General features: G+C 68.3%; 10 protein-coding genes. 3 read left to right on the forward strand and 7 right to left on the reverse strand.

The window, feature by feature from the left end:
- Positions 1-83: 83 nt before the first annotated feature.
- Both J8G10_RS19585 and J8G10_RS14560 read left to right on the forward strand, forming a co-directional pair.
- Positions 84-1,151, forward strand: a complete 1,068-nt coding sequence (locus J8G10_RS19585; protein WP_251446350.1) for an AAA family ATPase — start codon at positions 84-86, stop codon at positions 1,149-1,151.
- On the forward strand, positions 1,148-3,760 hold the full coding sequence (locus J8G10_RS14560; protein ID WP_251446353.1) for an AAA family ATPase: 2,613 nt from the start codon (positions 1,148-1,150) through the stop codon (positions 3,758-3,760). Before J8G10_RS19585 ends, J8G10_RS14560 begins: the two co-directional genes overlap by 4 nt.
- A gap of 519 nt (positions 3,761-4,279) precedes the next feature.
- Here J8G10_RS14560 and J8G10_RS14565 read toward each other — a convergent pair.
- The 4 genes from J8G10_RS14565 to J8G10_RS14580 are packed head-to-tail and all read right to left on the reverse strand — an operon-like array spanning position 4,280 to position 9,632.
- On the reverse strand, positions 4,280-5,770 hold the full coding sequence (locus J8G10_RS14565) for an aldehyde dehydrogenase (NADP(+)) (protein ID WP_251446356.1): 1,491 nt from the start codon (positions 5,768-5,770) through the stop codon (positions 4,280-4,282).
- A 1-nt stretch (position 5,771) separates the two neighbouring features.
- A complete protein-coding gene (locus tag J8G10_RS14570; protein WP_251446358.1) occupies positions 5,772-6,977 on the reverse strand; it encodes an acyl-CoA dehydrogenase family protein in 1,206 nt (401 codons plus the stop codon).
- On the reverse strand, positions 6,974-8,128 hold the full coding sequence (locus J8G10_RS14575) for a CaiB/BaiF CoA-transferase family protein (protein WP_251446361.1): 1,155 nt from the start codon (positions 8,126-8,128) through the stop codon (positions 6,974-6,976). The genes J8G10_RS14570 and J8G10_RS14575 overlap by 4 nt, the downstream gene beginning before the upstream one ends.
- A 10-nt stretch (positions 8,129-8,138) precedes the next feature.
- On the reverse strand, positions 8,139-9,632 hold the full coding sequence (locus J8G10_RS14580; RefSeq protein ID WP_251446364.1) for an NAD(P)/FAD-dependent oxidoreductase: 1,494 nt from the start codon (positions 9,630-9,632) through the stop codon (positions 8,139-8,141).
- 195 nt (positions 9,633-9,827) lie between these two features.
- On the opposite strand from J8G10_RS14580, the gene J8G10_RS14585 reads away from it, so the two are divergent.
- Positions 9,828-10,541 carry a TetR/AcrR family transcriptional regulator gene (locus J8G10_RS14585; RefSeq protein WP_251446367.1) on the forward strand — a complete coding sequence of 238 codons (714 nt, stop codon included), beginning with the start codon at positions 9,828-9,830 and terminating at the stop codon, positions 10,539-10,541.
- 318 nt (positions 10,542-10,859) lie between these two features.
- Here J8G10_RS14585 and J8G10_RS14590 read toward each other — a convergent pair whose 3' ends face one another.
- The 3 genes from J8G10_RS14590 to J8G10_RS14600 are packed head-to-tail and all read right to left on the reverse strand — an operon-like array spanning position 10,860 to position 13,688.
- The gene (locus tag J8G10_RS14590) at positions 10,860-12,140 is read right to left on the reverse strand and encodes an MFS transporter (RefSeq protein WP_251446371.1); all 1,281 of its coding nucleotides are present in this window, start codon (positions 12,138-12,140) and stop codon (positions 10,860-10,862) included.
- Between the two features lie 49 nt (positions 12,141-12,189).
- Positions 12,190-13,320, reverse strand: a complete 1,131-nt coding sequence (locus J8G10_RS14595) for a cation diffusion facilitator family transporter (protein ID WP_251446376.1) — start codon at positions 13,318-13,320, stop codon at positions 12,190-12,192.
- Positions 13,317-13,688, reverse strand: coding sequence for a metalloregulator ArsR/SmtB family transcription factor (locus tag J8G10_RS14600; RefSeq protein WP_251446379.1), 372 nt, complete (start codon positions 13,686-13,688; stop codon positions 13,317-13,319). The genes J8G10_RS14595 and J8G10_RS14600 overlap by 4 nt, the downstream gene beginning before the upstream one ends.
- Positions 13,689-13,721 lie beyond the last annotated feature (33 nt).

Consider the following 13,721-nt stretch of genomic DNA (forward strand, 5'->3'; position numbering starts at 1 on the left):
CGAAGGTCACTGTTTACTACGGGCCTCTCTCTTGGTTCGAGGAACAGTTAGGCGGCGGGCCTCGAAGGTACCTACTGGACGCGGTGGATGAACGCGACGAGACGAAACGGCGCATCCGGCACACTGTCGATGGCCAAGAGGCAGAGGAGGCGGAAGCGTCTGTACCGCGACCGACGCGCCTCGTAGCGGTGTCGACTGACTACGCGAGCGTCCAAGAGCACGCGATTACGAACTTCGTCAGGCTCATTAGAGAGATCAATCCAGAACATCTGCTGCTACACAACCCACCCGCGCTGATCCAGGCGCAGCTCGACCGCGTGTTCAAGACTGATGTCAAACGCTTTGACTATCCGGTTGTCACCCGTAAAACGCTCGTTAAGTTCAGGGACGGTTTCGCCGACCGACTTGTCGGGCAACGATCGGTGCGGGAGCGAATGCTTGCTGCCCTGTATCCGCTGACCACGACGCGGCGCACCAAACCGGTTGTTCTGATGTTCTACGGCCCATCTGGCGTTGGAAAGACGGAAACCGCTCAGTTCGTCAATGAGCTACTCGGGGGAGAACTGTTACGCAAGCAGTTCTCCATGTTCCACAGTGACAAGTTCGCCTCCTACCTCTTCGGCGGGACGCACTCCGAGGCATCGTTCGCGCGCGATTTGCTCGATCGGTCTTCCGGTGTGATCTTGATCGACGAGTTCGACAAGGCAAATACTGTCTTCCACAGTGCTTTCTACGAAGTCTTTGACGAAGGAGTCTTTGAGGACAAGAACTACCGCGTACAGCTCGGCCCGGCGTTGATCATATGCACTTCGAACTACGGCTCGGAGGATGAAATTCGCCACGTCCTCGGTGACGCACTCTACTCGCGATTCGACGCGCTCATCTCCTTCGAGCCACTCTCGAGCGACGAGGTCAAACAAGTTATCGATCGTCTCGTTGACAGTCGACTCGCCAAGCTCTCGCCCGATGAGTTGGCGAGGCTCGATGCGGACGATATCAAGGCGATGCTGCATACGCGTGCGAGCGGCACCGGCAACGTGCGCAAGCTCGGCAAACTGGTCGATGAAGTCATTTCCTTGGTACTCGTGCGGGCAGTCCTGGGTGAATTTCCAGGGAACAGCGAACAATCAGACACGAAGGACGCAGCATGAGCGACGAAGTAGCCTCGATCAGCGTCAATCCGGACGAGGATGCCGAATCGGTGGAGTCAACCGAGCTTCTCGACCCAAGGGCACTGCTCGCCGACTGGGCGAACGCCAATGATGAGTGGGTGCGCCTTCTCGTTGCTGAGGTCATTGCGAGCGCGCGCCCTGTTGGCGAGTCAACGATCGAGAAGGCGTACCAGCTGTTTCGCCAGGAGAAGGCCCTTGACAAGCGTGAGCTGCCGGTCGTCCCGCAGCTCAACGTCGAAGCCCGTCAGGACGAGTCAGCACCACCGCTGACTCTGACTCGGCTCTCTGAGGTTCACGGCATCAATGCGCTGGTGTCTGGATCGGTGATCGAGCCTCACGAGGGGTTGACGATCTTGTACGGCGAGAACGGCACAGGGAAGACCGGTTACTCTCGTATCTTTAAGGCGCTCGCGAACAGCCGCACTGCCGACACGATCCTTGGTGATATCGAAGCGGACGCCGTCGAAGAGCAGAGCGCAACGCTCGAGTTCAGCCTTGGTGACGAGGCACAGACCCTTACTTGGACTGGTGAGCGAGGTGTCTCACCATTTACGAGAATGTCGATCTTCGATAGTCCCGCTGTCACGACGCATGTCGATGAAGACCTTGACTACGTTTACGTTCCGGCCGCGCTGGCGCTGTTCAAGCACGTCACTGCGGCGATCCAGGCGGTCACAGGTCAGGTCGACTCCGCTATTGCTGAGCTTGGCTCCGGGGGCACGGGGTTGCTCTCGCGATTCCAGCGCGGCTCCACCATCTATCCGCTTATCGAAACGCTCGGTGCGTCCTCCGATCTGGTTGATCTCAAATCGAAGGCCAAGGTCGGTGAAGCTGACAACGCGGAACTTGATTCGCTGACCCAAGTGGTAGCGGCTCTACGCGCCAACACGATGGGCACACAGATCACAGCGCTCAAAAGCCAGCAGCGCGTCTTGACCCAGGCTGTAGCTGCAGCTGAAGCCCTGTCCACCTTCGACCAGACGGCCTACAACACGGCTCTGGCCAAACGGACACAACTCGCGACCGACTACGAGACCTTTCGCAGCGAACTCTTCGCCGTTGCCGATCTGCCCGCTGACCCCGACGACACATGGAACGACTTCATTGAGCGAGGCGAAATCTATCGCCAGCATCTCGTCGACCTCGAAGTACACGATGCGGATCGGTGCCTCTACTGTCGTCAGCCTTTACTTGACCCCGCTCGAGATCTTCTTACGCGCTACTCGACCTACCTCGAAGACAAGATCTCGGAGGACATCCGCACGACCGACACCGCGCTGGCCGCTTTCAAGCGTCAGATCGCCAACATCCAGGGCAACGAGATGGCGGCGTTCATCGACGAGTACAAACACTCCGACGAAGCCAACCGGCCAACATACTTCGAACAGGTCGAGACGATCGAGAACACGCGGAGCGCGGTGACCGCTGCCCTCACCGATAACCTGCCGGTCGACATCAAGATCGCAGATCGGGTTACCCCAACGAAACGCACGGTCGCCGGTGCCCTGACAACTACTGGCGTGAGCATCACCGATCTCGAGAACCAGCAACAGAATCGGGTGAAGGTGCTCGATGAGAGGCAGACAGAGTTGCTGGAGCTCAAGGACGCCGTCGAACTCGGCAAGTCATGGACACTGATTGAAACTCAGGTCAAGAGCGCCAAGGAAGCGGACCGTCTGCGAACGCTCAAGAAGCCGATGTCGCAAATGGCCAGAGCGGTCACGGAACTCTCCAAGACCGCCAGCAACCACCTGATCAACCTGAGCTTCGACGGGCTGTTCCTTGAAGAGTGCGAGGCGCTCCGGACACCGCCGATGAAGCTGCAGTTCGTCGGACGGGACGGTAAGGCCCAGCGTCGCAAGGTCATGACCGGCAAACACAAGCCGTCGAAGGTGCTCTCCGAAGGCGAGCAAAAAGTGCTGGCACTCGCCGACTTCTTGGCCGAAGCGCGGCTTGCAGGCATTACAGCGCCGGTGATCTTCGATGACCCGGTTTCCAGTCTCGATCACCGTCGGGTCAACGAGGTCGCTGAGCGTATTGTGCGGCTATCTGACAATGTCCAGGTCATTGTCTTTACGCACGACATTCTTTTCGCCACAACTCTCATGACTCTTTCGGAAAAGTCGAAACGTTGTTCGCTATTTCAAATCACGGATGAGAACGGCAAAGGGCAGGTCAGTCGTGCGACAGGGTTGCGCACGGACTCGCTGAGCGCTATCAAGGGACGAATCAACGCAGCGATCCAGAACGCGAAGGCGCAGGAGGGCGAAGTGCGAGATGCCCTCGTGCGGATGGCCTACAGTCATGTCCGAGCGTGGTGTGAGGTATTCACCGAAGAAGAGCTGCTGAAGGGCGTCACCAAGCGCTACCGCGCGAATGTTCAGATGACGACACTGCCGAGCATCGACGGGAGCAAGCTCGACGATATCGGCCCCAAGGTAGCCGAAATCTTCGAGGTTGCCTGTCGGTACATCGATGGTCACTCCCAGCCGCTTGTGACACTAGGGGTCAGCCCCACGCTCACCGGCTTGGAGCAGCACTGGGCGGAGCTACAGGAACTCAAGAAGGTTAACGACAGCAAGTCGTGACGTGGAGCCGTCCCGCTACGACGCCTGATCATGTCCGTGAGCGTCGCGCGTGGGGATCCCTCGCACCTTCAACTGATGGAGCACCGTAGTCGCGTTGAACCCGAGGCGGTCCCCGACCTTTGCAAGTGAGTAGCCAGTCTCGTAGAGGTGAACCATTCTGTCGATTTGCTCAGGTGTCGGCGAGCCGCGTCGCAGGGCGACGCCTTGCCGTTTCAAGACAGCGCTGATCGTGACGCGATGACAGCCGTACTCGGCGGCAAGTTCGTAGACGGTCTTCCCTGTCTCATAGGCGGTGACGATCTGGCTAACCTTCTCGTCCGAGAGTCGCGGCTGCGTCGAGCGCTTACGATGTCTGTTCTCCTGCGGAAGCTCGCGGACTGGATCGGTTGAGAGGTGACGGTGTGCCTTCCGCAATTCGTTTGCATGCGAGGAGAACAGTCCCACCGGAACAGAAGGCCCCGAGCATCACGCTCGGGGCCTTCGTCGTATGCGGATCGTGATCGGCGAGCCGGCGCCGGCTCACGCCCCGACGAGCACGCCGTCCTCTCGACGCGGAATGCCGAGCGGGTTCCCGTCGCGCAGTTCGGCCGGCAGGACCGACGCGGGGGCGTCCTGGTAGGTCAGCGGCGTGAGGAAACGGCGGATCGCCGTGGCGCCCACCGAGGTGTGCACCGATGCCGTCGACGCGGGCCAGGGGCCGCCGTGGTGCTGCGCCCATGCGATCGCGACTCCGGTGGGCCAGCCGTTGTAGAGCACCCGTCCGGCGACGCGGGCGAGGGCGGCGGTCATCCCGTCCAGCAGTGCGGGATCCTCCTCCGCTCCGTGCCACAGGGTGCCGGTGAGGCTTCCCTCGAGCAGGCTGAGGGCGCGCTCGAGCTCCGCGACGTCGCGGTAGCGGACCAGCAGGGTCAGGGGGCCGAAGTGCTCCTCCTGGAACGCCCCGGGATCCGCTGCGAAGGCCGACGCCGTCGTCGCCGCGACGATCGGCGTGGTTCCGTCCTCGGCGCCCTGGGCGACGGCCAGCACGGCGACGTCGTCCCGAGCGGCGAGCACCGAGCCGCTCGCGGCGAAGGCCTCGGCGATGCCCGCGGTGAGCAGGCGCTGTCCGGGGGTGGAGGCGACCGCGGTGGTGAGCGCCTGCTCGAAGGCCTCGGCGCCGTCGCCCGGCACGAACACCAGCCCGGGCTTCGTGCAGTACTGCCCGCCGTCGCGCGTGAAGGAGGCGGCGAGGCCGGCGGCGAGTTCGGCGCCGTGCTCGGCGAGCGCCGCGGGTGTCACGACGACCGGGTTGACGGATCCGAGCTCGCCGTAGAACGGGATCGGATCGGGCCGCTCGCACGCCAGATCGAACAGCGCGCGTCCGCCCCGGGTGGATCCGGTGAACCCGACGGCCCGCACGAGCGGGTGGCGCACGAGCGTCCGCCCGGCGTCCAGGCCCTCCACCAGCACGAGGGCGTCGGCGGGGCCGTCCGCCTCGGCGAGGGCGGCACGGGCGATGTCCGCGACCCGGCGCGACAGCGCGGGGTGCCCGGGGTGCGCCTTCACCACGACCGGGCAGCCCGCGGCCAGGGCCGAGGCCGTGTCGTTGCCCAGCACGGAGAACGCGAACGGGAAGTTCGACGCGGCGAACACCGCGACCACCCCGAGTGGACGCAGGATCCGGCGCAGGTCGGGCCGGGGCGGGAGGAGTGCCGGATCCGGTCCGTCCACCGTGGCCTCGAGGTAGGAGCCCTCCTCGATGACGTCTGCGAAGAACCGCAGCTGGGTCGCCGTGCGGACGACCTCGCCGCTCAGCCGCGCGGCGCTCAGGTGGGTCTCGCGGTGCGCGATCCCGACGAGCTCCTCGGTGTGCGCGCTCAGAGCGTCGGCGAGGGCGCGCAGCCAGCGCGCCCGTGCTTCGCGGGAGGAGCGTTCGAGGCCGGAGCCGGCGGCCGCGCGCACGGCTCGATCCACCGGATCGGTTGCGATCGCGGCCGCCGGATCCGGCTCATGCATCAGAAGCCCGTCCATCTCAGAACGCGTTCAGTCCGGTCAGCGCCCGCCCGAGCACCAGCTGATGGATCTCATCGGTGCCCTCGTAGGTGCGCACCGACTCGAGGTTCGCGGCGTGGCGCATGACCGGGAAGGCGCCGGTGATGCCGTCGCCGCCGAGGATCGTGCGCGCCTGGTGCGCGATCTCCAGCGCCTCGCGGACGCTGTTGAGCTTGCCGACCGAGATCTGCGCGGGCGTGAGCGCGCCGCGCTCCTTGAGGCGCCCGAGGTGCAGGGCCAGCAGGATCCCCTTCTCGACCTCGAGCAGCATGTCGGCGAGCTTGGCCTGGGTGAGCTGGTTGGCGCCGATCGGCTTGCCGAACACCTCACGGGTCGTCGAGCGTTCGAGCGCCGCCTCGAGGCAGCTGCGCGCCGCGCCCATCGCGCCCCAGACGATGCCGTAGCGGGCCTCGTTGAGACACCCGAACGGGCCGGACAGCCCGCGGGCGCCGGGCAGGAGCGCGTCGGCCGGGAGGCGCACGCCGTCGAGTGCGATGTCGCACTGCACCGAGGCGCGCATGGAGAGCTTGCCGGCGATCGGCGTCGCGGTGAAGCCGGGGGTGGCGGTCGGCACCAGGAAGCCGCGCACGGCCTGGCCGCCCTCGCCGAACGACGGATCGTCGACACGCGCCCAGACCACGGCGACGTCGGCGAGGGAGGCGAGGCCGATCCAGCGCTTGGCGCCGTCGAGGACCCATGCGTCGCCGTCACGGCGAGCGGTCGTCGTCATCGCCGCGGGATCGCTGCCGCCCTGCGGCTCGGTCAGCGCGAAGCACCCGACGAGCTCGCCCGCGGCCATGCCGGGCAGCCACCGCTGCTTCTGCTCCTCGGATCCGTACTTCGCGATGGCGCTCATGGCGAGGGATCCCTGCACGGACACGAACGTGCGCCACCCGCTGTCGGCCGCTTCCAGCTCGAGGCAGACCAGCCCGTAAGAGACGGCGCCGGCGCCCGCGCAGCCGTAGCCGCTGAGGTGCATGCCGAGGAAGCCCGCCGCACCGAGCTCGGGGATCAGCTCGCGCCGGAAGTGCGCCTTCTCGAAGTCGTCCTCGATGATCGGAAGGATCCGCTCCTGCGCGAAGGCGCGCGCCTTCTGCTGCCAGTCGCGCTCCTCCTCGCTGAGCAGGGCGTCGAAATCGAAGACCGCGTCGATCCTCGGTGCGCGGGGGAGGGGTGGGGTGGTCATGAGGGGTCCTTCCGGGGGTGCCAGTCGGCGCCGGCGGCGGCGTCGAGGGCCGGCGGTGCAGTGCGGTAGCGGGCGGGGGTGGTGCTCAGCCCGATGGGGCTGGCGATCGTGCGGGAGGGGCCGAGTCCGACCACGGTATCGAGGCCCAGCGCCTCGGCGAAAGCGATCGCCTCGGCGACGTCGTTCACGAGGCCCGCGGGGATCCGGGCCGTGCGGAACCGCTCGATCCAGGTCCCGGCGGGAGCGGCGGCCAGCGCGGCTTCGATCTCGGCGGTCAGGGGCTCGCGGTGGGCGACGCGGTCGGTGTTGGTCGCGAAGCGCGGATCCTCGGCGAGCCCGGGCCGTCCGAGCGTCGTCGCGAGCGCGGCGAACTGGCGGTCGTTCCCGACCGCGATCACGAGGTCGCGGTCGGCCGCACGGAACAGCGCGTAGGGCGCGATCGAGGGGTGCGCGTTGCCGAGCCGCTGCGGGGGCCGGCCGGTCGCGAGCGTCGATGCGGCCTGATTGGTCAGCGCCGAGAGCAGGCTGTGCAGCAGGTTCACCTCGACCCGCTGCCCCTCGCCGGTGCGGTCGCGCTCGCGCAGGGCGAGCAGGATCCCGTTCACCGCGTTCTGCCCGCAGAGGACGTCGACGAGCGCGACGCCCGCCTTCGTCGCCGGGCCGTCCGGATCCCCGGTGATCGACATGAGGCCGCCGACCGCCTGCACGAGCAGGTCGTAGCCGGCGAGCTCGGCCCCGGCGCCCGCGCCGAAGCCGGTGATCGAGCAGTACACGACCGCGGGGTTGCGCGCCCGCACGGCGGCGTGGTCCAGCCCGAAGCGCGCCATGACGCCCGGGCGGAAGTTCTCCACGACGACGTCGGCGGACGCGGCGAGGCGGATCGCCTCCGTGCGTCCCGCCTCGGTGGCGAGGTCGAGTGCGACCGAGCGCTTGTTGCGGTTCACGCTGCCGAAGTAGGTCGCGGTGCCCTCGGCGTCGACCGGAGGGCGCCAGTGCCGGGTGTCGTCGCCCGCCTGCGGCTCGACCTTGATCACGTCGGCGCCGAAGTCGGCGAGCGTCATGGTCGCGTAGGGCCCGGCGAGCACACGGGAGAAGTCCGCGACGCGCACGCCGTCGAGCGGCCCGCGCGGTTCGTTCCTCTGCTCGCTCATGCGTGCCGCCTCACTCGGCCGCGACACCGACGAGCGCGGCTTCGGGCGACATCGCGCCGGACGCGACGAAGCCCGCGTCGATGCGGCGCGCGGTGTCGGATCCGATCCGCACCCCTCCGTCGACGTGCATGTAGCCGGCGCCCTGGATGTCGGAGCTCGCGAAGTACAGCGGGCCGACCGGCCGGTTCTGCAGGTGCCCCCAGCGACTGAGCCCGCCGAGGTCGTAGCTCGAAGCGTAGGCGCCGCGCGTGTAGCGCTCGCTGCCCCAATCCGAGAGGAAGAAGGCGAGGGGATGCCGCGCCTCGTCGCCGAAGTAGGCCGCGAACGAGTCGAGAACGGCCCGGCGGCGCTCGGCCTCGGGCAGCGCCCAGGCCTCCTCCGCGCGCGCTCCCGCGATGAATCCGACGAGCGTGCCCCGCTCCTCGTGCGGCGAGGTGTTGTCGTAGACCTCGCAGACCAGCTCCCGGGATCCGAAGCCCGTGCCGCTCAGGCCCTCTTCGCGCCAGAACGGGCGCTCGTACGCGGCCTGCGCCTTGATCACGAGCCCCATCGACTGGTGCTGGTGCGCGACCTGCTGCAGCCGGGGCAGCGCGGGGACGTAGTCGATCGTGGAGTAGAGGTTCGGCGGCAGTGCGATCACCGCGGAGCGCGCGTGCACCCGGAGCCCGTCGCCGATCGCCACGACTTCCCCCGGAGCCCCGTCGGCGGTCGCACTCCACTGGATGCGGCGCACCGGCGTCGACAGGTGCACGACCTCGTCGCCCAGTTCCGCCGCGATCTGCTCCGAGACCGACTGCATCCCGCCGACCACCCGCTCGTCGAGCAGCAGCCCCTCGTCGATGAGGTTCTCGAACGACTCCGCGGAGGCGACCATGAGCATGGCCTGCAGCACCGAGAACGCGTGCGAGGGCTTGGTGAGCATGCCCGCCGCGATGTAATGGTCCACGATCCGGATCGCCTCCTCGTCGTCGGAGAGCGACGCGAGCCAGCTGCCGAACGGCATACGGTCGAGCTCGCCGGCGCGCGGGTGGTCCCAGGGTGCGTCGACGTCGAGCTCGGCGGCGAGGGCGTCGAGCGCCGCGACGAGCCGGTCGATCTCGGCGAGGGTCTCGTCGCCGACGGGGAAGGATCCGGTGAAGGCGCGGCGCTCACCGTCCGGGCCGAGGTACACCGAGTTCCCGTCGCGGTAGCGCGAGAAGGTCTCCTTGCCGAGTTCGGCCAGGAGCGCCTTGAGCGCGGTCTGCTCCACGGAGATCCACTGCCCGCCGAGTTCGAGGAAGGAGCCGTCGATCGTCTGCGACCAGGTGCGCCCGCCCACCCGGTCGCGGGCCTCGAGCACCGCGACCGTACGGCCGGCCTCGACCAGCCGGCGCGCGGCCACGAGCCCGGTGATCCCGGCTCCGATCACGACGACGTCGCGGTCGATCCGGGTCGTGGCGTGCTCGGCGGGCCCCTCACCGGGGGCGGTGGCCTCGTCGGCAAGGTCGATCGCGGGCGTGCTCATGGCGGTCCTTTCCCGTCGATCCGCTCGGGCTTCCGCGCGTCGCTGCGTGGTGCGGCGGATGACGTCACGATGCTAGGGTCCCGGGCGCGCACCGGACGAGCAGGGGAGGCGTATCGTTTATTTCTGATCCGTGGGCACTTGTAATATGAGACAAGCGATCCGGATCCATGTTCATTTACGAGGCCGGGAGAAGCCATGCCCGATGACCCCGCACGGCTCGCGCGGACGCCGGGGCGCGCCGCCCCGGCGCGCGGGCGCGGAAGGCCGCGGGAGCGGATCCTGGACCGGGACCGGATCGCGGACGCCGCCTTCGCCGAGATCCGCTCCGCGGGCCTCGGCGGGATGACGATGCGCGCGCTCGCGCGGCGGCTGCGGGTGTCCCCGGGGGCGCTCTACAACCACGTCCCCTCGCGCGCCGCGGTCCTCGCCCTGCTGCAGGAGCGCTTCGCCGCGGGGATCGATACGTCCGGCTTCGGGGTCGAGCCGCTCCGCGAGGCCCTCTCACGATGGGCGTGGAGCTATCTGAACCGGCTGCGCGAGCGTCCCGAGCTCGTGCCGCTCATCGTCGCCGTGCCGCTCGCGCACACCCCGTACACGTCACTCGTGTACCAGCGGGTGGCCGCGGGATTCTCCGATGCGCACTGGCCCGAGGAGAGCATCGTCGCGTCCCTGAGCGTGCTCGAGACCTTCATCTTCGGCGCCGCGCTGGACACCCCGACGCCGGCGGGCGTGTACGAGCCCCGGGATCCGGAGCGCTCGCCGCTGCTCGCGCGCGCCTCCGCCGCCTTCGCGAGGGTCGCCGAGGAGCGCGCGCTGAGCCCGGGCGACCTGCTGTTCGAGATCGGCCTCGATTCCCTGCTCACCGGGATGCACCAGCTCTGGGGCGCCGCGCGGCGGGCTCGCGCCTGAGGAGTGCGGCTCTGTTCCGCGGTCGCGATGATCGGATCCGCGGTCATGCGGAGATCCGCGGTCATGCGGAGGTGTGCGCGGTCGTGCTCAGGTGTGCGCGGTCGTGCGGGCTGGGCATGCGTCTCGCTCGGAACTGTACGGGTGCTTCGGACGGAATGCGTGAATTCGTCCGAGCGAAGCGCACATCTCCGAGTGAGGCGCACATCTCCGAGCGAGGCGCACATCTCCGAGTGAGGCGCACATCTCCGAGCGAGGCGCACATCTCCTAGTGAGGCGCACATCTCCGAGTGAGGCGTGGAGGCGTGCAGCAGTCCTGCGTCATCGGCCCCGGGCTGCGGCGGCGGGAGACGCCATCCGGCGGAGCACGACGAGCAGCCCGGCGAAGCCGAGGACGTTGGCGGCGACCATGGCGATGACCAGCCAGACCGCGCCGCGGTCGTAGGCGAAGCCGAGCGCGGCGCCGGCGAGCAGCAGTCCGAAGCCACGGGCGAAGGCGAGCCAGCCGAACGCGATCGCGCGTGAGCCCGAGGAGACGAGTTCGGTGACGACGGCCTTGACGGTGGAGTCGAGGACCCCGCTCACGAGGCCCCAGACCGCGACGCCGATCCAGAGCAGCGCGACGTCATCGGTGAAGGCGATCGCGGAGGCGAGGGCCGCGGCCGGGATGAGCAGCAGCACGCGGGCGCCGAAGCGGTCGTAGGCGCGGCCCACGACCAGGCCGCTCGCGCCGTCGACGAGCATCGCGACCGCGAAGAGGATCGGTACCAGTGCGTCCGGGAGCAGTCCGTGCGACTGAGCGTGGAAGGCGAGGAGCGGGAAGGAGGCCGTCCCGATCGACAGCACGGCGATCACGGCGACGTAGAACCAGAACCGGCCCGGCAGGGGAGGGCGTCCGGAGGGAGTGCGCGTGACCACGTCGCCGGGGGCTCCGGCGGCGTCGGCGCGCTCCGCGGGTGCGGTGCTCGCGCGCTCGGGCTGCTCGTAGACGAGCGGGTCGGGCACGCGGTGGCGCAGCCAGAGCAGCAGGGCCAGCACGAGCGCACCGGGCACGATGAGCACGCCGAACGCGAGCGCGTAGTCGCCGTCGCGCCAGCCCAGGACGGCGGCGAGCAGCAGCGGCCCGAGCACGGCCCCGGTCTGGTCCAGCGCCTGGTGGACGCCGAAGGCGCTCCCGCGACCGGTGCTCGCCGAGGCGTAGGACAGGAGCGTGTCCTTCGCGGGCGACCGCACGGCCTTGCCGAGGCGCTCGGTGCCGTAGAGGAGCAGCGCGGGAGCGAGCATTCCTGTCACGCCGATCAGGGGGACGCTGAGCACCGTCAGGGCATAGCCGACGATGGTCCAGGTCCAGTAATGGCGCGTACGCACCGTCGCATAGCCGGTGACCACGCGCAGCCCGTAGCCGATGAACTCGCCGGCGCCGGCGACGACCCCGACGAGGGTCGCCGACGCACCGAGAGTGGCGAGATAAGGGCCGATGATGCTCCGCGCCCCTTCGTACACCATGTCCGCGAGGAGGCTCACGATCCCGAACGCGAGGATGAAGTGCCACGGGCGCAGGCGGGCGGCAACGGTCCCGGTCGGCGGAGGTGGGGCGGTCATGACGCGTCCTCCGGGGATTCCGGCACGGCCGGGCACACGAGGAAGGGGATCACCTCGCGACGACCGTGAAGTCGTCGAGGTTGCGGAGTTCCTCGCGGACGTGCGCGGCAGCGTGCTCGGAGATCCGGGCGGCTCCGGCGAGGGTGGTCTCCTCGACGTGGATCGTCGCGGATCCCGTGAGCCGGTGTCCCATCCAGCGCAGCTGCACGCGGTCCACGTCGACGATGTCCGGCATCCGCCGGAGGGCGCGTTCGGCCCGGTCGACGAGGGCGGGGTCGATCGCGTCCATGAGCCGGGCGCCGATCGATCGGAGGGTGCTCCAGAGCAGGACGAGGATCGAGATCACGATGATGAGCCCGATGATCGGGTCGGCGAGCGGGAAGCCGAGGAGGACGCCGATCGCGCCGAGCACGACGGACAACGAGGTGAAGCCGTCGAGACGGGCGTGGACTCCGTCGGCGACCAGCGCGGCGGATCCGATCCTCCGGCCGACGCGGATCCGGTAGATCGCGACGGCCTCGTTCCCCGCGAAGCCGATCAGTCCAGCGGCGACGAGCAGCCAAGGCGCCTCGACGGGGCGGGGATGGATGAAGCGGTCGATCGCCTCGGCTCCGGCGATCACGGCGGAAAGCGCGACGACGAAGACGATGAACAGGCCGGCGAGATCCTCCGCGCGCCCGTACCCGTAGGTGTGCCGGCGGGTCGCCGCACGGCGTCCGAGCACGAAGGCGATCCACAGCGGCACGGCGGTGAGGGCGTCGGCGAAGTTGTGGATGGTGTCGGCGAGGAGGGCGACCGATCCCGTGACGACGACGAGAGCGGCCTGCAGGATCGTCGTGCCGAGCAGCACGAACAGGGAGATCTTCAGCGCGCGGACGCCCGCGCGGCTCGCTTCGAGGGCGTCGTCGATCGAGTCCGCCACATCGTGCGAGTGGGGGACGAACAGGTCGTACAGGAATCCGCGGACCCCGCCGTGCGGATGGTCATGGTCGTGCTCGTGGTGCGGGTGATCGTGCTCGTGGTGGAGCTCATGGTCGTGCCCGTGCTCGGGGGAGCGGTCGTGGCCGTGTTCGTGGCCGTCGTGCTGGTGTCCGTGTGCGTGCTCGTGTTCGTGGTCGAGTCCGGGGGTACGGTAGTGCCGGTGGACCCGGGCGTGCTCCGGATCGGCGCTCGGACTCATGAGCCGGTGCCCGTCGCCCGGTGGTGGTGGGGGACCCCGCCGTCCGACACGGTGTGCTCGGCCTGCCGCACGGCGTCGTTGACGAGCTCGGAGGCGTGCTCATCGGCGAGACGGTAGAACACCGTCGTGCCCTCGCGACGGGTGAGCACCATCCGCGCCAGACGCAGCTTCGCAAGGTGCTGCGACACCGCGGCCGCGGGTTTGCCCACGGCGTCCGCGAGCGCATTCACCGAGAGCTCGGCGCCGCCGCGCAGCGCGAGGATGATCCGCACCCGCGTGGCATCCGCGAGCATCGCGAACACCTCCACCGCGAGCTCGACGAACTCCGACTCCGGCCCCAGTCCGCAAATCTGCTTATCTACGTGCACACGCAGATTATGTCATGGGCGTTCGACGGCTCC

It is taken from the genome of Microbacterium sp. USTB-Y, assembly GCF_023703415.1.
GTDB lineage: Bacteria > Actinomycetota > Actinomycetes > Actinomycetales > Microbacteriaceae > Microbacterium.

What these genes read in the sequence shown, in the direction of transcription:
- J8G10_RS14580 (WP_251446364.1), bottom strand. Translation starts at nt 9,632, where the DNA reads ATGAGCACGCCCGCGATCGACCTTGCCGACGAGGCCACCGCCCCCGGT.
- J8G10_RS14565 (WP_251446356.1), bottom strand. Translation starts at nt 5,770, where the DNA reads ATGGACGGGCTTCTGATGCATGAGCCGGATCCGGCGGCCGCGATCGCA.
- J8G10_RS14595 (WP_251446376.1), bottom strand. Translation starts at nt 13,320, where the DNA reads ATGAGTCCGAGCGCCGATCCGGAGCACGCCCGGGTCCACCGGCACTAC.
- J8G10_RS14590 (WP_251446371.1), bottom strand. Translation starts at nt 12,140, where the DNA reads ATGACCGCCCCACCTCCGCCGACCGGGACCGTTGCCGCCCGCCTGCGC.
- J8G10_RS14575 (WP_251446361.1), bottom strand. Translation starts at nt 8,128, where the DNA reads ATGAGCGAGCAGAGGAACGAACCGCGCGGGCCGCTCGACGGCGTGCGC.
- J8G10_RS14570 (WP_251446358.1), bottom strand. Translation starts at nt 6,977, where the DNA reads ATGACCACCCCACCCCTCCCCCGCGCACCGAGGATCGACGCGGTCTTC.
- J8G10_RS14560 (WP_251446353.1), top strand. Translation starts at nt 1,148, where the DNA reads ATGAGCGACGAAGTAGCCTCGATCAGCGTCAATCCGGACGAGGATGCC.
- J8G10_RS14585 (WP_251446367.1), top strand. Translation starts at nt 9,828, where the DNA reads ATGCCCGATGACCCCGCACGGCTCGCGCGGACGCCGGGGCGCGCCGCC.